11 protein-coding genes are annotated in these 19673 nt (G+C 47.5%); 10 read left to right on the top strand and 1 reads right to left on the bottom strand.

Annotated features, from left to right (window positions below; translation table 11 throughout):
* Positions 1–88: 88 nt before the first annotated feature.
* Positions 89–919 carry an AraC family transcriptional regulator gene (locus ACUTVW_RS23945; RefSeq protein WP_445648065.1) on the bottom strand — a complete coding sequence of 277 codons (831 nt, stop codon included), beginning with the start codon at positions 917–919 and terminating at the stop codon, positions 89–91.
* 119 nt (positions 920–1038) lie between these two features.
* Between ACUTVW_RS23945 and ACUTVW_RS23940 the strand changes: the two genes are divergently transcribed.
* The 10 genes from ACUTVW_RS23940 (at position 1039) to ACUTVW_RS23895 (ending at position 19673) form a co-directional block, all read left to right on the top strand.
* Entirely contained in the window at positions 1039–2496 is a 1458-nt protein-coding gene (locus ACUTVW_RS23940) for an alpha-L-fucosidase (protein ID WP_445648064.1), read from the top strand.
* A 727-nt stretch (positions 2497–3223) separates the two neighbouring features.
* Positions 3224–8461: a S8 family serine peptidase gene (locus ACUTVW_RS23935; RefSeq protein WP_445648063.1), complete on the top strand. Its 5238-nt coding sequence runs from the start codon at positions 3224–3226 to the stop codon at positions 8459–8461.
* Between the two features lie 225 nt (positions 8462–8686).
* Positions 8687–9874: a GntR family transcriptional regulator gene (locus ACUTVW_RS23930; RefSeq protein ID WP_445648113.1), complete on the top strand. Its 1188-nt coding sequence runs from the start codon at positions 8687–8689 to the stop codon at positions 9872–9874.
* Positions 9875–10122: 248 nt separating this feature from the next.
* Positions 10123–11424 (top strand): glycoside hydrolase family 125 protein, encoded by a 1302-nt coding sequence (locus ACUTVW_RS23925; RefSeq protein ID WP_445648062.1) that lies wholly within the window; start codon positions 10123–10125, stop codon positions 11422–11424.
* A gap of 21 nt (positions 11425–11445) precedes the next feature.
* Positions 11446–12825 (top strand): extracellular solute-binding protein, encoded by a 1380-nt coding sequence (locus ACUTVW_RS23920; protein ID WP_445648061.1) that lies wholly within the window; start codon positions 11446–11448, stop codon positions 12823–12825.
* Between the two features lie 64 nt (positions 12826–12889).
* The gene (locus ACUTVW_RS23915) at positions 12890–13756 is read left to right on the top strand and encodes a carbohydrate ABC transporter permease (protein ID WP_445648060.1); all 867 of its coding nucleotides are present in this window, start codon (positions 12890–12892) and stop codon (positions 13754–13756) included.
* A 27-nt stretch (positions 13757–13783) separates the two neighbouring features.
* Positions 13784–14608, top strand: a complete 825-nt coding sequence (locus tag ACUTVW_RS23910) for a carbohydrate ABC transporter permease (protein WP_123063799.1) — start codon at positions 13784–13786, stop codon at positions 14606–14608.
* A gap of 12 nt (positions 14609–14620) precedes the next feature.
* The gene (locus ACUTVW_RS23905; protein ID WP_445648059.1) at positions 14621–17413 is read left to right on the top strand and encodes an alpha-mannosidase; all 2793 of its coding nucleotides are present in this window, start codon (positions 14621–14623) and stop codon (positions 17411–17413) included.
* Positions 17414–17708: 295 nt separating this feature from the next.
* Positions 17709–18713 (top strand): Gfo/Idh/MocA family protein, encoded by a 1005-nt coding sequence (locus ACUTVW_RS23900; protein WP_445648058.1) that lies wholly within the window; start codon positions 17709–17711, stop codon positions 18711–18713.
* 36 nt (positions 18714–18749) lie between these two features.
* Positions 18750–19673 (top strand): AraC family transcriptional regulator, encoded by a 924-nt coding sequence (locus ACUTVW_RS23895; RefSeq protein ID WP_445648057.1) that lies wholly within the window; start codon positions 18750–18752, stop codon positions 19671–19673.

Here is a 19673-nt window from a genome sequence, read left to right as displayed (position 1 = left end):
GCAAGGCGCATAATGCAAGGTAACGCGAACGAACAACCTCCTGAACAGAAACAGAAGGTTGTTTTTGTATAAGATTTTGCACAGAAATTTATGTAGTTACAGTCATCTGCTTGCGATATTCGGTGGGATTCAGCCCGGTGTGTTTCTTGAACTGTCTGGAAAAATAATATGAATCGCTGAATCCGAGATTGTCGGCAATTTGGGTCATCGTCAGAGAGGTGCAGCTAAGCATCTCTTTGGCCTTGTCTATTTTTCGGCTGGTCATGTAATGAATAGGGGGCATACCCATCTGTTGCTTGAAAAAACGAATGAAATAATTCGGATGCATGTGCAGCATCTGGGCCAAATCCTGAACGGACATGTTCTCTTCGATATGTGTATCGATATAGGTGAGCAGGGTGGACAATTTTTCAACAACGGGCACGTTTAAATAGCTAATCTGATCCAGTTCCAGGTTCATGATGTAATGAGACAGCAATTCGGTCAATTTACTCTTGGCCATCATATGGGCGTAAACTTCATTGGAATTCGCATAGGTAAGCACACTGCTAAAGATGTCCTGAAATCGTTCGGGCTGACTCACGTTCACCACGTGCGGAAATTGCAGAATCTGAAACAGATTGATCCCCCCGACTTTGGCGGAAAAATGACACCAATATTTGAGGAAAGGCTTGTCACTAATTGAGGAGTATGATTGCTTTACCCCTTCTGGCATCAAAAAGAGCTGTCCTGGCTTGGGGTAATATTCCTCATCCCCGATTTTAAGCCAACCTTCACCCTCGCAGATCCAGTACAACTTGCTATAGTCCGGGGTATAGTCCAGATCTCTCCAATGCGGGCCACAGCGGTTGTAGTTCACCATAAACAGATCCACTTGCAGATTGGACAAATAGTTGGTCAGCAGTGTGTGATGATCCATGAGCATATCTCCCTGAAAGTTATTATCGTCCATCTAATCGTTAATGTTCTGCATGTGCAACGGTTTCCTGCCACATTACAATACAAATGTAGTCAACCAGGGAAGGATGGGAACAGCACATGAACAAAATCGAATATTTGAAGCAGATTGAAGCCACAATCGCCGGTGGGAAATTCAAGGATAACTGGACTTCACTTCGTGAATCCATCGTTCCCGATTGGTATCAACAGGCAAAATTCGGTATTTTCATCCATTGGGGCGTGTATTCGGTTCCGGCTTATGATAGTGAGTGGTACTCACGTAATATGTACATTCAAGGCTCCAAGGCCTATGAACACCATCTTGAGGTGTATGGGAATCATAAGGAATTCGGATATAAGGATTTCATTCCGATGTTTAAAGCAGAGAAGTTCGATGCAGATGAATGGGCAGCTTTATTCAAACAAGCAGGCGCAAGATACATTATGCCAGTTGCAGAGCATCATGACGGTTTCCAGATGTACAAGAGTTCTATCTCTCACTATAACACATATGAAATGGGTCCCAAACGTGATGTGCTTGGCGAGATGAAAGCCGCCTATGAGAAGCAGGGGTTAACCTTCTGTGTATCTTCCCACCGTGCCGAACACTGGTTTTTCATGTCACATGGAAAAGAATTTGATTCCGACATTCAAGAGCCGATGCAGTGCGGGGATTTTTATTGGCCTGCCATGGCGGAGCCAGATCATCAAGATCTCTACGGCTCCCCACCTTCAGATGAATATCTGGAAGATTGGCTCATCCGATGCTGTGAACTGGTGGATAAGTATCAACCAAGAGTATTTTATTTTGACTGGTGGATTCAAACGGCAGCGTTCAAGCCATATCTCAAAAAGTTTGCAGCCTATTATTACAACAAAGGTGAGGAATGGGGAATTCCCGTTGCCATTAATTACAAGCATGAAGCATTCATGTTTGGCACGGCGGTTCCTGATGTGGAGCGTGGACAATTTGCGGAGCTGCAGCCTTATTTTTGGCAAACGGATACGGCTGTTGCGAGAAATTCCTGGTGTTATACGGAAAACAACGATTATAAAACCGCAGAAGAGATCATCCGGGATCTCGTAGACATCGTCAGCAAAAATGGGAGTCTCCTGCTGAATATCGGGCCGCGAGCAGACGGAACGATTCCGGACGAGGATCGGGATATCCTGCTAAGCATCGGGAAGTGGCTGGAAGTGAACGGAGAGGCGATCTACGATACCTCGTTCTGGCGTACGTACGGGGAAGGACCCACAGAGGTGAAGGAAGGGCAATTCACGGATGGGGATACGAAGGTTTTTACAAGTGAGGATATACGCTTTACGGTGAAAGGCAGCAGTCTGTATGCCACGGTAATGGTATACCCGGATAATGGAATCGTGCACATTAAATCGCTGAGCGAAGGGTCTTCGCATTTTCATGGCATCATTGAGAAGGTTCAGATTCTGGGATACGAGGAGCAGCCGATGTGGGAGCGTGATGAAGATGCTTTGACGATTACCACAACGGGTGTGAAGAGCATTGTACCTGTCGTATTTAAAATTGACCTGGATTAAGTGTGATGACAAGAATGGATCTGATTGTTGAGAGAACCAGCGAGCAAGCTGGTTCTTTTTTGTATTTTATTGAGAGAGGGTGACTGTTGAAGTGACAGAGGGTATAAAGACCTTGATGTTGAAGTTGAATAACTTAAATTGTGCACGATTGCGAAAGTAATAGGAGGTAAGGTTAGAGACAAAAGGCTTATAAAAGCATGATATAGACTTATTTTCTAATATTTTCAAATAAAGGTCTTGTGTGTATCGAACTTTGAATCTATACTATACCAATAAAATCCAATTGAAGCCTAAATTTAACTTTTATATGTAATTTAAGATGTATTCTTCCATTCAACCCGCAAGCATCACCCGGATTTACATATCCACATGGCAAGCGTTCTGCTAACGCTTCTGAACATCCTCCACACGAATGCTTACGGACATCCAATCACACTCTTATGCCACCTGCACCAATGATGGGCTACTTCAACTACGCGTCTTTCACCCAACCCTATTTCTTCGCACATATTTTGACCTGTGGCCAATTTATACGGTTATAAACCCTGTATTTACCTAACCAGACCTGTAAAGGAGGTGAGGCGATATGTGAAATGAAAAGCAAAGTAAGGCAGAGCGTCTTATGATTCTTATGTCATCGCAGCAGGATTAACGATTGGATTCTTTCACAGGGAAGGGTACCTGTACTAGACCAAACTATAAAGCAGGGTAAAAGGAGTGGAAAAGTTTGATTAAATTAAAACCGTTACGCAAGCCCGTCTCCATGGGGCTCTCGCTTCTCCTTGCATTTTCAATGGCACTTCCGGTTTCTGCACAGAACTCATCTTCCTCCAAAATCGATATGAAGTCCAGCCAGGCTGAGATTTCAACATCCAAAGTGAATGCCAAACTGACCAAAGCATTCGAAGGCAGTGAATATGTAACCTACCTTGTCAAAATGAAGGAACAGGTGGACACCAAGGCTGTCTCCAAACAAGCGATGGAAAAAGCAACGATTGCCAAAGAAACACCTTCGGCAACCAAATTGTCTGTACGTAACTCGGTGGTTAGTTCCCTTCGGGAAACCGCCTCACGGACGCAATACTCTCTCGAACATTATCTTGAAAAGGAAATTGACCTCGGCAAGGTCAAAGAATATAAAAGCTTTTTTATCGTGAACTCTCTCGCTGTGACCAGTACCAAAGAAGTGATGGAGCAACTTGCGCTGCTGCCAGAGGTAGAGAAAATTCTGCCGAATGAAACGCGATATCTGGATAAGGCGGAAGTAAGCAAACAGCCAGCAGTGAAAGACTCCGCTTCCCAAGGCACAGCTACCAAGGAAGCGGATTCGAGCGTAAAGAAGCAGACGGAAAATGTGGAATGGAACCTTGATTACATCAATGCACCTGCTGTTTGGGAGCGGGGTATAGACGGCACAGGCATCGTGGTTGCCAATCTGGACAGTGGCGTGGATTACACACATCCGGCGCTTCGCAGTAAATGGCGTGGTCTGGATGCTTCAGGCAACGTCGTTAATCCAGAGTTAAGCTGGTACGATCCGCATAGCCGTGCAACTCTTCCCGCTGATGGGGACGGTCATGGTACCCACACCATGGGAACGATGGTGGGTTCCGAAGCAAACGGCACCAATAAGATCGGCGTTGCACCAGGTGCAAAATGGATTGGAGTGCGAATTTTTAATCCGGAAACCACGGATGCCATTATTCTGGATGGTGGACAATGGCTCATCGCTCCAGTGGATGCCGAGGGCAACCTCCATCCAGAACTCGCACCGGATGTTGTAAATAATTCATGGGGCGGCGGAGCAGGACTCGACGAATGGTTTAGACCGATGGTTCAGGCTTGGCGTGATGCTCAGATTTTTCCGGAGTTTTCTGCGGGAAATACAACCTTGACCAATCCGGGAGGGCCAGCTTCAGTCGCGAATCCAGCCAACTATCCGGAAAGTTTTGCTACAGGAGCAACCGATATTAACGGAAATTTGGGCTCATTCTCATTGCTGGGACCATCCCCGTATAATGAGATCAAACCAGAAGTATCCGCCCCTGGCGTGAACATTCGTTCAGCCGTGCCTGGAGGTACATATGAAGGTGGATGGAACGGCACATCCATGGCAGGGCCGCATACGACGGCGCTCGCTGCTTTGTTACTTCAAGCGAACCACTCTCTTAACGTGGATCAGCTGGAACAGATCATCATGGATACGGCGACACCTCGAACAGATAGCAAGTTTCCGGTTACCCCGAACAACGGTTACGGTCACGGGATCATTAACGCGCTGGATGCGGTTGGATCGGTTCTGGAAGGCATCGGAACCGTCTCCGGAAGAGTGGTCACAGCCGGAGATGATCTGGAAGAGCCGGTTTTGCAGCATACTCCGGTCAATACAGCTTTTAAAGGTCTGGACATTCCTTTGACGGCGCATGTGACAGATAATGTTGCGGTGGTTTCTGTTGAGGCTTATGCCAGAACCAAAGGTTCGAAGCAGTACACCTACCTGCCAATGAACCGGATTGAAGGAGACACCAAAGCAGGTACTTATACAGCGACAATTCCAGCTTTCCTGATTGAGCCAGAGGGCGTTGAGTATTATATTCGTGTCAATGATTATGGCAACAATGGTTTCGAAAGCACGGTATACAGCATTGCTGTATCCAATGGAGTGAAGCCAGGGTATCTCCAGGATTTTGAAGCGGATCAGCTTGGCTTTACTACGGGCGGTACAGGAAGCACTTGGGTTTGGGGAGCACCTGTGAGCGGACCGAAGGCTGCTTATTCTGGTGACAAAGTCATCGCTACGAATCTTCAAGGCACGTATTTGCCTAACAGCAATGCCTACTTGCTTGCTCCGCCGATTGATTTGACCGAAAGTCCCGAAGGGGCATTGTTAACCTTTAAGCATTGGTATGACCTTGAGAATAATCTCGATTTTGGCAAGGTATACATTGCTTCTGAGGATAGTGACTATGTATTTGAGGAACTGCTCAGTTACACAGGAACTAGCGGAGGATGGAAAACACAGTATATAGATCTTCGCGAATATGCCGGACAGCAGGTGTTCATCCAGTTTAATCTGACCAGTGATGCTACAGTTCAGAAAGCTGGCTGGTATATCGATGACTTCGCGGTGCAGGAACTGGACGATATCGCTCCAGAAGCGCCTTCAGCGTTGTCCGCAACAGCGGATATCCTGGGTAACGTAACCCTGAACTGGACCGGTTCGGATGATGAGGATCTTAAATCTTATGTTGTCTACCGTTCCGAAACGGCTGGTTCCGGTTATGAGTCTCTCGGTACGGTGAAGAAAACCTCATTTACGGATACGGCTACGGAGTCGAACACTGCGTATTATTACACCGTGGCGGCGCTGGATTACAGTGACAATGAAAGTGAGAAATCCAATGAAGTTTCCATCACGGTACAAGTACCGGAAGATATTTATATCGATTCGTTTGATGGAAACGATGATAATGGCTGGACGCACGCCGGAACCAAGGACGAATGGGAGCGAGGTATCCCGTTAACCGGTCCTTCAAGTGCGGTATCTCCGCCTAACGTGTGGGCAACCGACCTCGACAGCACGTACGAAAATGGTTCGAATTATTCACTGATCTCTCCGGTAATTGATCTGAAGGATGTGTCCGAAGCGACGCTTGCGTTTAATCACTGGTACGAGATCGAAAGTGGATATGATTTTGGATATGTTGAAGCAACCAAAGACGGAGGAACAACATGGACAGAACTCGGCAAATTCTCGCATAGTACGAACGGGAAGCAGTGGACGCCTGTGTTCTACGATCTGAATGCACTGACTGGCAATGACGTTCAATTGCGCTTCCGGTTAACCTCGGATAACAGTGTAGTGAAAACAGGTTGGTTTATTGATGATTTCCGTGTGCTGGGTGTTGCTGCAGCAACGGTAACAAAGGATGAAGCCATTGTACTTTCGAGTGACAAACCTAAACCGAACTATGATAATCCATGGTATAAAGTGACCCGAACAGACAAGGCAGAGTTTAATAAAACCAAACAACAAGAGCCTGCTATCGAGAAACCGGGAACAGGTTCGGTTCAGCCGCAGAGTCTGCCGGCCAGTGCAACGGTAACGGTGCTTGAAACTGGGCGCTCTGTGAAAACAGACTCCTCAACAGGCAAGTACAGCTTCACACATGTTGCAGGAGAGTATACGTTAAAAGCGGAGGCTTACGGCTATTATCCGCAAAGCAAAACGGTAACCATCACGGATGGTAGTGGAGCCAAAGCCAATTTCAATCTGGAGACGATCCCTTATGGACAGATTAAAGGGGTAGTGAAGGATGAACGCACAGGCCAACCTCTAGCCGATGCCTCGGTGCTCGTCGTGGAGGATGCCAAGGTAGCAGAAGTTCGTACAGGAGCAGACGGAAGCTTTACTCTTCAGGTGCTGGAAGGAAGTTATACGTTGTCCGTGCGGGCAGCGGATTATTACAGCAAAAAAGTTACGGTGACTGTACCGGGCGACGGTACGGTAGAGAGTAACATCTCATTGAAACCATTTATCGGTTTCCCTGGTGAGATTGCTTATGACGACGGTACAGCCGAGAATGCAAGAGCTTTTAATGCTGCTGATAACGCGTGGGCTGTTCGAATGACTCCGGAGCTTGAAACAGCACAAGTCACGGGGGCTTCGTTCCGGTTCTGGAATACGGAGTGGCCTGTACCTGGAGGAACAGCTTTCAAATACGCGGTTTATGATGCGTCTGGCGCTGGTGGAGCACCAGGTAAACAGCTTGCCGGGCCGTTCGATGGTACGGCACTGCGGAATAATCAGTGGACTTCTGTGGAATTCCCTGAGCCCATTATTGTGACAGGTGATTTCTACATCGTTTATATTCAAAGTTTGGCGGGTACAGCTGCTCCTGGTCTGGCTACAGACGAGGACGGGACTTATGCGGCCCGGAGCTGGCAGCGTGTGAGTGGGGCATGGAGCGCATCGCCCGCTGAAGAGGGAAATTACATGATTCGTGCGGTTGTTCAATATCCGGTGAATGCGCCGTTGCTTACAACGCCAGCAAATACCTATACCAATCAGTCCACCTTTACGATATCCGGAACGTCTCCTGCTTCCGGAGCGCAGATCAAGTTTTACAATGGCAAGGATGTTGCAGGATCAACCACCGTAAATAACGGGAAATTCTCACATGGCGTGAAGCTGCGGGCGGGTGTTAATGTGATTACCGCAGAAGCCGTCATTAATGGTAAAACGACTGATCGTTCGCTTCCGGTCATTATCATTTTGGACCAGACTAAACCCCAGGTGAACCTTGTCAGTCCGGCGGACGGAAGCCGGATCAACACTGAAGTAGTTCATGTGACGGGCAGTATAGTGGAGCAATTCCTTAACAAAGTCACCGTCAATGGGCAGACCGTGCAAGTTGATAGGGACAGAAAGTTCAGTCAACGCGTACTGGTGAACGAAGGTGAAAACATCATTACGATAGTGGCAACCGATCTTGCCGGTAATAAAACGACGGTAACACGTAAAGTATACGTTGAAACCGGAGTTCCGGAACTTACTGATATCACCCCGGCGGAAGATGTAAACATTATATCGGGTGAGCCTGTCAGCGTCTCCTTTAAAAGCAAACCTGGCTTGCAAGCTTCTTTCCGAATCCAACTGCCTCTGAATCTGAACGCAAGTGGTGCGGGAGAGGTGCCTCTGGTGGAGACAGAACCGGGTGTATACACAGGCACATATACTACACCTGCTTCTCTTGTACTTGAAGGTGGAGTCATTGTGATTCAGGCTCAGGATGCCGCAGGCAACAAGGCCGAGGCTCAAGCCGCCGGACGATTGTTTGTCCGTGCTGCACAAGAAGAAGTGAAGGAGCAGCCGGCTTCGGAGAAGGAAGCTGAGGCAGGGAGTGATCTGAAATCGGACCAGACCGGCGCAGGTTCTAATCCTGCTGAAAGTCTTGAACCATAAACTGACCAGCAAGAGAGTATCCCCTACCGATGCTTTGAGATGGTCTGAATGAAAGTTCGGTAAGGTATAATCAGCGTATCATGAAAACGGTAAGCCCGAAATTAGGGCTTGCCGTTTTTTGGTTTAAACTATGCATACGTACAATAATTCTCATCTTTCCTTCACTTCAATGATATAACATGATATATTAGGATATAAGACTGATGAAGTGAAGTGTTTATGGAGGTGCTTGTATTGGGGAAAGACTCGGCTTCCAAGCCGATGTATGAACAGATATTTGAGTCGTTGAGAGAACGAATACAGCAGCAGCAATATAAAATTGGTGATCGTGTTCCATCGGAAAAAGAACTATGTGACGAATTCGGCGTGAGCCGGATTACAACGAAGAAAGCGCTGGAAATGCTGGCAAATGAACAGTTAATTATTCGACAGCCGGGACGTGGTTCTTTTGTGGCTGATACTGCCTTGGATGAGTTAGGGCGTGAAGCTGCGTCTGCAGCAACCAAAGGACAGAGGCAGGAACGTAAACTGCTCATTGGTCTGGTCATTACCAATTTCAGCGATATGTATGGAACGGAACTTTTATATGGCATGGAGGAAGCTTCACGAAAACATGACAGTTTTCTTGTACTTAGACGCTCTTTCGGTATTCCCGAGCAAGAGGAACAGTGTATTCGTGAGTTGCTGGAGCTTGGGGTAGACGGTTTGATTATTTTCCCCGCACAGGGAGAATATTTTAGTGATGAAATTTTAAAACTCGTTGTTGGAAAGTTCCCGTTTGTGATGATTGACCGTTATTTAAAAGGCATTCCCGCTTCTTCGGTCAGCACAGACAATGTCAGAGCAGCAAGAGAAGGGACAAAGTATTTGTTTGACCTGGGGCATCAGCACATTGCCTTTCTGACGCAACCTCCAGTGAATACAACGACGATTGAGGAACGAATCGAAGGTTTTATTGAGGCACATAACGAACAGGGTATACTGGTAAATCGAGAAATGTGGGTGGAGTCGATCCTTTCGTCCTTGCCGAATGAGTTTGATCCTGAAGCCAAGCATCGTGACGTGCAGAATCTTGTTGCCCATTATGAAAAATACCCGCAGATTACAGCGGTTTTTGCCGCTGAATATGACATTGCTCTGCTTGCGTTAGAGGCCGCAGAACAACTGGATATGCGCGTGCCCGAAGAACTGTCCATCCTCTGTTTTGACAGTCCGCATACCGAAAGGCACTCGCGAATTACGCACCTCAAACAGAACCAGTTTGATATGGGGGTAAAGGCGTTTGAGATGGTGTTGCGGCATATGCAGGCTCAAGAACCAAGCGGGGTCAAGCGTATTGTACTGCCTGCATCCTTGGTGAAGGGGACATCGACAAGTCAGGTAAGAGAGCATGTGGTTTCTCAACCCAAATAAGTGGGTGAGGTTCAGAAGTTTGATGGACATGATGAAGAAGAGTATACGAATATAATGGAGACTTCGGTGACGGAGTCTCTTTTTTGTTGTACGCATGATCTTATTGCCTTTAATGACAAAAGTTAACATACCATTTGATTTATTTCATTTAAATAACATGATAATATACAGTTAAACATATTGACATAACATTTAATTCGTTTTAGGATAATGAAAGCGGTTAAACTTTTGATGTTTAAGGAGGACTCATGCACACAACGAGAAAAGATCAGAACATTTCTCCTTCCATTCAGCAGATGATCAGCAAAGTGAAGGCCGGCTTGCCAGACCACCCCAAGCTTGTGGAGATGTTTGAAAACTGCTTTACCAATACATTAACAACGACGATTCAGCGTAAGGAAGACGGAACAACATTTGTCATCACCGGGGATATTCCCGCCATGTGGCTCAGGGATTCTGCAGCTCAGGTCAGACCCTATCTCATTCTAGCTTCCGAAGATCAGGAACTGTCGGATATGATCGCCGGGCTGGTTGAAAGGCAACTGAGATACATTCTGTTAGACCCTTATGCAAACGCTTTTAACGAAACAGAGAGTGGTCATGGCCACCAATCGGATCTAACGGATATGAATGCTTGGATCTGGGAGCGGAAATACGAGATCGATTCACTGGCGTATCCGATTCAGCTTAGTTACCTGTTATGGAAAAATACAGGCCGAACCGATCAGTTTAATGCCACGTTCCGTGAGGCTGTCAACGAGATCATCTCTTTATGGCAAGTGGAGCAACATCATGAGACCCGTTCTCCATATACATTTCAGCGTCTGGATGCCCCCGAGACGGATACACTCGGAAGAGAAGGGCGAGGCACGGAGACAGCTTATACGGGCATGACCTGGTCCGGTTTCCGTCCAAGTGATGACAGATGTGAGTACGGTTATCTGATTCCATCCAATATGTTCGCGGTGGTAGCCCTCCGCTATGTAGAGGAGATTGCACTTGCGTTCCTGGATGAACCTGTGCTGGCTGAGGCAGCTCGGAAACTGGCAGAACAGATGGATGAAGGGATTCGGAAATACGGAATAGTGGAGCATCCCGACTACGGGACGATCTATGCATATGAAACGGACGGAAGAGGCAACCACAACTTGATGGATGATGCCAACGTACCAAGTCTCTTATCTCTACCTTATCTAGGATATGTTACGGAAGATGACGAGATCTATCAGAACACCCGCCGATTCATTTTGTCTGCACAGAACCCTTATTTTTACGAAGGTTCCGCGGCTTCCGGAATAGGTAGTCCGCACACACCTGAAGGATATATTTGGCATATCGCTTTGGCGATGCAGGGACTGACTTCCGTGGATCTGAAAGAAAAAATGAACATGCTTCAGCTGATTCAGCGGACGGATGCGGATACAGGTCTGACGCATGAGGGTTTCTCGGCGAATGATCCACATGAGTATACCCGTCCATGGTTTTCCTGGTCCAACATGTTATATAGCGAACTAGTTATGGATTATTGCGGATTCCGCATACAGAAATAGGACAAAAAAGGAGATCGAGACATGAGAAAATTTTCGATGAAACTGCCAGTGGCAGCTGTGATGACTTCTTTGCTTATTCTGACAACGGCTTGCTCAAGCGGTAGTTCTTCCACGGGTACGACCAGCGATGGAAAAAAAGAAGTAACGGTATCGTTCCGTTCCTCCGGTTCAGAGGATACTCTAACGAAGTTTTTCAAATCCGGATTGGTCGAGCAGTTTGAGAAGGAACATCCCGATATCAAGATCAACATAGCCCCTGTGCTTGCAAGCGAAGGCGATTACACCTCCAAAATGGTGTTACAGATGAAGTCGCCGGACACTGCTCCTGACGTCATTGCCGAGGATACCTCCATCATTAAATCCGACGCGGCAGCAGGTTATCTACAACCTCTGGACGAGCAGGTGAAAGGCTGGACGGATTGGAAAGACAAAATTATCGATAACCTGAAAGCCGGAGTAACCGGCGAGGATGGCAAAATATATGGTATACCAGCCACTTCGGATACACGCGGCATTTGGTATAACAAAGAGCTGTTCCAGCAAGCGGGACTGCCTGTTCCGTTCAAACCGGCAAGCTGGAATGAAGTTCTTGAAGCGGCACGTACGATCAAACAGAAGATGCCCGGCGTAACGCCGCTGAATCTTATTGTGGGTAAAGCGAACGGTGAAGGCGTAACGATGCAGACGCTCGAGATGTTGTTGTATGGTACAACGGATACACTCTACGACGATGCAACGAAGAAGTGGGTTGTGAACAGCCCGGGGTTGCTGGACTCCTTCAAATTCATTGATCAGGTGTTCAACCAGGACAAAACTGGACCAACCATGCAAGTAGCACTTAACGGACAAGCAGGAAGCATTGCGTTCCAGCAGCAATTTCCGCAAGGCAAGCTGGCAATGGCGGTTGATGGAAGCTGGGCTGGTTCCACATGGGCAGCAAACGGGGCAGCTCCGATTCCGAATGTAGAAGAAAAAATCGGTTTTGCACCGTTCCCGACACAAAATGGGCAGGAACCAGGTGCGACCACGATGTCTGGAGGCTGGGCATGGTCCGTTCCTGCTCAGGCGAAGAATAAAGAAGCAGCCTGGACATTTATTGAGTTTCTGATGAACAAAGAAAATGCAACAGCGCGTGTCGTTGCCGAAGGCAGTCTCAGTCCACGCAGCGATTCAACAGAAGTGGAAGGATACACGGATCGCCCTTATACGAAGGAAGCGCAAGAGCTGTTGAATGTGGCTCACTTCCGTCCGGCCAATGATCAATATGCAGCGGTATCCGCTCAATTACAAAGCATTGTGGAGAGCATTGCCTCCAGCAAACTCACACCGGAAGATGCCATCAAGCAATTCGAGGATAATGTCTCCCGATCGGTTGGAGCGGAGCATATCGAAGAAAAATAACATCGATAGATTCGGAGGGGGAGCGATAAACTCCCCTTTTTCCGGTTCGAATGGAGAGTGACGTATGAAAAGAAAAGCCCCGGGCTCATTTCTGTTTCTGATGCCTTCCGTAACGCTGTTACTCGTGTTTTTTATTGTGCCGATTGTGCTGACGATCTGCTTCGCTTTTACCAATATGGCATTGACAGGCGCCGCAGCCAAAAGCCTGGAATTCGTAGGATTCCAAAACTTTATCAACATGTTTCAAGACCCAGACTTTCGGATCAGCGTATGGCGTACGCTGATATTTCTGATTTTCTCCGCAGTGATTGGTCAGGTCGTGCTCGGATTTATTCTTGCATTACTTATGAAAGAAAAAAATGTTACCTTCCGCCGAATCATCGGCATTATCGTTATCGCTGGTTGGGTCACCCCTGAAATTGTTGTGGCGTTCTGTATGGTAGCCTTTTTCAGTGACAATGGTTCACTGAATCAGATTCTGGGCTGGTTTGGCGTGAGTCCAATCTCGTGGCTGTTCAGTTTCCCGATGGTGAGTGTTATTATCGCCAACATCTGGCATGGAACGGCTTTTTCCATGATGGTTTATCAGTCAGCACTGGATGATATTCCGAAGGAAGTCGAGGAAGCCGCCATTATAGATGGTTCCACCGGATTCCAGATCATTCGCCACATCACCATTCCGATGGTGAAAGGTTCTATCGTTACCAATATGATGCTGGTTACTTTGCAGACACTGGGTGTGTTTACTCTGATTTATACGATGACGGGCGGTGGCCCGGGTACCTCTACACAGACCTTGCCTATATTTATGTATAATCAGGCATTTGTGAATTACCAGTTCGGATACGGTACAGCCATTTCTCTTGTGTTACTGTTCATTGGCATTATCGCCAGCCTGTTCTACATCCGTTCAATGAAAGTAAAAGTGTAACGATGAAGGAGGTGTCATGTTCTTATGATGGTCAAACACGGTATTCAACGCAAGATCCAGTACGGTATTCTGGTTTTCCTCGGTCTATGTTTTTTATTGCCGCTACTTTGGATTATTCTGGCATCCTTTGATCCGAACGCACAGCAAGGCATCAAGATGCCTGCAACGTGGACACTGCAAAATTTCAAGGATGTACTTGGGGATGAAAGTAATCTGCGCTCGTTCGGGGTAGGTCTTATTCTGTCAGGAGGGCAAGCGGCGCTTGTTGTCGCTGTATCTGTGCTGGCGGCCTATCCATTATCACGCTACGAGATGCGGTTTAAGAAAAGTTTTTTATTATCCATTCTGTTTATGACGGCTTTGCCGATTACGGCTGTAATGGTGCCAGTGTTCCAGATGTTCCTGTTCTTCAAAATGCAGAATTCCATTATTGCCACGATGCTGTTCCTGACGGCTTCATCTCTTCCATACGGCATCTGGATGATGAAAAACTTCATGGATTCCGTTCCGATTGATCTGGAAGAATCGGCCTGGATTGATGGTGCATCGGTCTGGAGAGGCTTGCGAAGCATTGTTGCTCCGCTGATGCTGCCAGGCATTGCAACCATTGCGATCTTTACCTTTTCAGGCAGCTGGGGCAACTTTTTTGTACCTTACATTTTGCTTCAGACTCCGGAGAAACTCCCGGCATCGGTTACGATTTATCAATTCTTTGGCAGTCACGGCATGGTGGAATACGGCAGATTGGCCGCATTTTCGATGTTATACACGATGCCTTCGGTAGTACTCTATATTTTCTCCCAGCGTTATATGTCCAAAGGATTCAGCATGGGTGGAGCGACAAAAGGATAGGAGGATACACATATGACGAACCAAAAAACAGCACATCTGATCTCACACACGCATTGGGATCGGGAATGGTATATGCCATACGAGCATCATCATGTGTTACTGGTTGAACTGATGGACAAGCTGCTGGATACACTCGACCGGGACCCGGAATATCGCTACTTTCATCTCGACGGACAGACCATTATTCGGGAAGATTATTTACAAGTTCGTCCAGACCAGCAAGAGCGGTTGGATCGGTACATTCGTGAGGGACGCATTCAATTTGGTCCGTGGTATGTGCTTCAGGACGAGTTTCTGACGAGTAGTGAGGCTAACCTGCGCAATCTGCTCATTGGGCATCGGGATGCCAAGCCTTTTGGTATCATCTCCAAAACCGGGTATTTCCCGGATTCGTTTGGCAATATGGGACAGGCTCCGCAGATTTTGCAGCAGGCCGACATCCAGAATGCGATCTTTGGGCGCGGGGTGAAACCTACCGGATTCAACAACGCTGTTGTGGATGCAGAAGCGTATGAATCTCCCTATTCAGAGATGATCTGGCGTTCCCCGGACGGTTCGGAAGTGCTCGGTATTCTGTTTGCCAATTGGTATTGTAACGGGATGGAGGTGCCTGTAGACCCGGAGAAAGCACGAGAATACTGGGATAAAAATCTGCAGGATGCCGAGAAATTTGCATCAACATCACATCTACTCTTCATGAACGGATGTGATCATCAACCGATTCAGACGGATCTGCCTGAGGCACTTCGCATCGCTTCCGAGCTGTACCCTGAAGTGAAATTCGTGCACTCTAATTTTGATGATTATATCGAAGCAGTCTCGCAGCAGGTTCCTGATCATCTGGCAACGATTGAAGGAGAGCTTCGCAGTCAACATACGGATGGATGGGGGACGCTGGTCAATACGGCCTCTGCGCGTGTATATCTGAAACAGTTAAACCAGCAGGGGCAGACGTTGTTGGAAAAAGTAGCAGAACCCCTGGCAGCCATGGCCCATGTAGCGGGGGTTAAGGAATACCCGCATCATCTGCTTACGCATGCCTGGAAGATGCTTATGCAGAATCATCCACATGACAGCATCTGTGGCTGTAGTGTAGATGAAGTGCATCGCGAGATGGTAACCCGGTTTGCCAAGAGCCGGCAACTCGCCGAGAAGCTGGTATCTCAGACCTCGCAAGCAATAGCGGAATGCATTGAGGTGCAGAGTGAAGAAGCTTGGGTAGGGGATGCGGTGTTGTTCACCGTGTTTAATACGGCCGGGTGGAAGCGAAGCGGTATCATTGAGAAAGAACTGGTTGTAGATAAAGCCTTTTTCCCGGAAGGTCCGAATCCGCAGGCTCTTGCACGCAGACTGGAAGAAGTCGTGCTGCCGACATATCAGGTGACTGATGCAGAAGGCAATGTATGCGCAGCCGAAATCCTTGACCTCGGTGTGCACTTCGGGTATGAACTTCCGAAAGACCGCTTTCGTCAGCCGTACATGGCACGGAAAGTTAAGGTGATTTTTCAGGCAAATTATGTTCCGGCACTTGGATATCAGACGTATGGTCTGGTGCCTGCCTGTGATCGCGTAGAAAAGCTGACGTCTGACGTTGAAGTTAACGTTGATATTGAAGCGAACGTGATGGAAAACGAATATCTGCGAGTAAGTGTGGGGCAGAACGGAACGATCACACTGACCGATAAACGTTCTGGCGCAGAATATAGCGGACTGAACGTCTACGAAAATACAGGGGATATCGGTAACGAATATGTGTACCGTCAGCCGGAAGGTGAGCAAGCGTTAACCACCGAACATCTCAAGGCGGAGCTGCGTCTTGTGGATCATTCTCCCTATCGTGCTGTAATGGAAAGTGTGCTGCGTTGGAACATTCCGGCTGGGGCAGATGAGTTGTTTGAGCAGGAGAAGCGTTACATGGTTCCTTTCACGGAGCGTAAGGCTCAGCGTGTCCAGGATACTGTTCCTCTCACGATCACAACAACATATACACTTGAAGCGGGCAGCGATATGGTCAAAGTAAAGACCGAATTCAACAATCAGGCCAGGGATCATCGTCTGCGTGCACTGTTCCCTTCCGGGTTGGTGACTGACAATCATTATGCCGATTCCATCTTTGAAGTTGCCAAACGGCCGAACACGCCAGCGAAAGAATGGGTGAACCCGAGTAATGCACAGCATCAGCAGGCATTTGTTCATGTAACCGATGGTAACGCTGGGCTGATGATCGCGAACAAAGGACTCAATGAATACGAAATTTTGCAGGAAACCGTAGGAAGAAAGATCGCTGTTACTCTTCTGCGAGCTTCATCCGAGTTGGGAGATTGGGGTGTTTTTGAGACACCGGAAGCTCAATGTCCAGGGTCTCAGTCGGTGGAGTATGCTATTATTCCGTTTGCAGGCGATGCAGCGAAATCCGGTGCTTGTGCAAGTGCGTATACGTATCCTATCCCGTGGACGACAGTGCAGCTCGGAACACGGGCTTATACGTATGAGCAGGAAGCACAGCCGGTAGAGGGAACGAATAGAGGGGAACTGAAATTACCACTGAGCAAACAGTGGCTTAACTGGCAAGCCGAAAATTCGACGCTGGCATTTTCCACATTGAAGATTGCGGAAGAAACAGGAGATGTCATTGCACGTTGGTTCAACTTGAGTGCTGATTCGGCTGATTTATATGTGCAGACTGGTTTTGAGTGTGCCTCCACTTATGAGAGTGATGTGCTTGAACGGGTGAAGGGTGCGATTGAAAATCATCAGACGGTGGCGGGGCATAAAATCGTTACGCAAGGTTACCGACGTGTGTGATACAGAACAAATAACAGATTCAGCTGAAGTTTAGAGCTAAAATGTTGGATGAGAAGCCGCCTGCGAGCGGCTTTTTCATGTTTAGGGAGATTGCAGGCGGCTTATCTTATGGGCTTAGCAATGCACATGGAGAATATCTAAGAGAATGGAAAGTTGGATTTATATATGATTTTATAGATATCGTGTCGTAATATTATACATCAATTGTCGTGAGTTTCGATTAAAAATAGATGGATCATGTGATACCTTATAGATACATTGTCAGAATATTATATACTATGGAGGGAAGACACTCGTGACCATTCGAATCGGCAAAATCAGTTTGTGGCATGTTCATGCATGGGACTACATTAAGCAAGCACAGGAACATGAGGATACGGTGATGGCAGGTGTGTGGGATGAAGATCCAGAGCGGGGGCAGGAAGCCGCTAATCGCTTGAACGTGCCTTTCTATGCATCGCTTGCGGATATGCTGGCTCAAGACAACATTGATGCGGTAATTGTGGATGCACCCACACGTCTACATGAAGAGGTGATTACGGCTGCTGCCAAGGCAGGTAAGCATATTTTCACTGAAAAGGTCATTGCTGCAACACAAGTGGAATCTAATGCTATCCTGAGAGCGGTTCGGGAAAACCGGGTCAAAATGACCGTTTCTCTTCCGCGTCTATATGCGGGGTATACAGCCACCATTCAAGATGTGCTTGAGCGTGGATTATTAGGCCAAGTCACATACGTGAGGGCGCGATTATCTCATGATGGAGCCATCACTGACTGGTTGCCGCAGCATTTTTATAGCCTTCAGGACTGTCAGGGCGGGGCGCTTATTGATCTGGGCTGTCACCCGATGTATTTAACGCGATTGTTTCTGGATCAGGAAGTGACAGACGTACACGCAAACTTCGGTTATATCACAGGCAAAGAAGTTGAAGATAACGCAGTGGCAACCCTCTCCACATCATCAGGAGCCGTCGGGGTAGTGGAAGCGGGATTCGTGAACAGTCACTCGCCGTTTGCCATTGAAATACATGGCACCGAGGGCACATTGTTATATGGAACGCCTGAGCCCAAATTGTTGATTCGCACGAAAGCAGCGGAAGGACAGTATACCGATTGGACCGAACTTCCTGTTGCTGAAAATATGGAAAGCGCATTCAATCAATGGGTAACCCACATCCAGCAGGATACAGAAGATAGCACCAACATTAACATGGCAATGGAATTAACTCGGCTAATGGAAGCAGCCAATCGCTCAGCGAAGGAAGCAAGACGGATTGCACTGACTGAGTTGCAAAGTTAGATAACGGGCCTGTAAGGCGTTAAGGAGGAAAGCATCTTGAGTCTGTATCCATATGAGAAAATGCTTGATCGGCAGGATCTCCTGGAGCGGCTTGATATTACCGTGGTATGGGGGCATTACGAGATTCGTGTGCTGCGATTTCATCTGACGACGTTTCCCGCGGGACGTATTGTCGATTTTCATAACCATGCGGAGTATGAGTTTCATCTGATCCCTAGAGGTAAAGGCAGGGTTATCATTGATGAGCAATCCCATGCGCTATCGGAAGGCATGCTCTATCTCACTGGGCCGGGGGTTGTTCATTACCAGGAGGCTGATGCCGAGCAGGATATGGATGAGCTGTGTCTTCATGTGGATATCATGCACAAACCAAGAGAGCATGTCGATCCTTGGGAAACTGCGGAATCGGAAGAAACGATGGAGAAACTGAAGACGCTTCCACATGTTCCGGTTCAGGATTATCACCGGGCAATGCTCTGTTTTCTCGAAGCCTACGAAGCATGTGACCACAAGATGGTCGGATATTATACTTCGATTAAACAGCTGGTCGTTAGCATTTTACTAAAAACGGTTCGCGCTTATGATACTGGCGGCATTCGAGCGGAAGCACCCGTAAGGGATATGACGCTGTACCGGTACGAATATGCCGTTCAGTATATAGAGGCCAATCACACATCAGCAGTTACGCTGGAGCAAGTCGCTGAGAAGCTGAATATTAGTAGCCGCCAGTTGCAACGAATTTTTAATCAGATGCAGCCAGGTATGCCGTTCAGTCGTGTGCTGGAGGACATTCGCCTGCGTGCAGTGTGTCGTAATCTACAGGAGAGCAAAGAGTCCATTGAGCAGATTGCGCTTGCTTCCGGTTTCAACAACGCGAATTATTTACATGCTGTGTTTCGTAAACGCCTCGGGATAACCCCGTCGGCTTTTCGCAAAATGAAACAACCAATACTAAAGTGA

The sequence above is a fragment of the Paenibacillus sp. TSA_86.1 genome (assembly GCF_052691815.1).
The sequence above is the reverse complement of the archived record's forward strand: the minus strand, read 5'-3'. Positions and strand labels throughout refer to the sequence as shown.

Bases quoted from the DNA above. Each gene is read 5' to 3' on its own strand.
- ACUTVW_RS23945 (WP_445648065.1), bottom strand. From the start codon at position 919: ATGGATCATCACACACTGCTGACCAACTATTTGTCCAATCTGCAAGTG.
- ACUTVW_RS23940 (WP_445648064.1), top strand. From the start codon at position 1,039: ATGAACAAAATCGAATATTTGAAGCAGATTGAAGCCACAATCGCCGGT.
- ACUTVW_RS23925 (WP_445648062.1), top strand. From the start codon at position 10,123: ATGCACACAACGAGAAAAGATCAGAACATTTCTCCTTCCATTCAGCAG.
- ACUTVW_RS23920 (WP_445648061.1), top strand. From the start codon at position 11,446: ATGAGAAAATTTTCGATGAAACTGCCAGTGGCAGCTGTGATGACTTCT.
- ACUTVW_RS23915 (WP_445648060.1), top strand. From the start codon at position 12,890: ATGAAAAGAAAAGCCCCGGGCTCATTTCTGTTTCTGATGCCTTCCGTA.
- ACUTVW_RS23910 (WP_123063799.1), top strand. From the start codon at position 13,784: ATGGTCAAACACGGTATTCAACGCAAGATCCAGTACGGTATTCTGGTT.
- ACUTVW_RS23905 (WP_445648059.1), top strand. From the start codon at position 14,621: ATGACGAACCAAAAAACAGCACATCTGATCTCACACACGCATTGGGAT.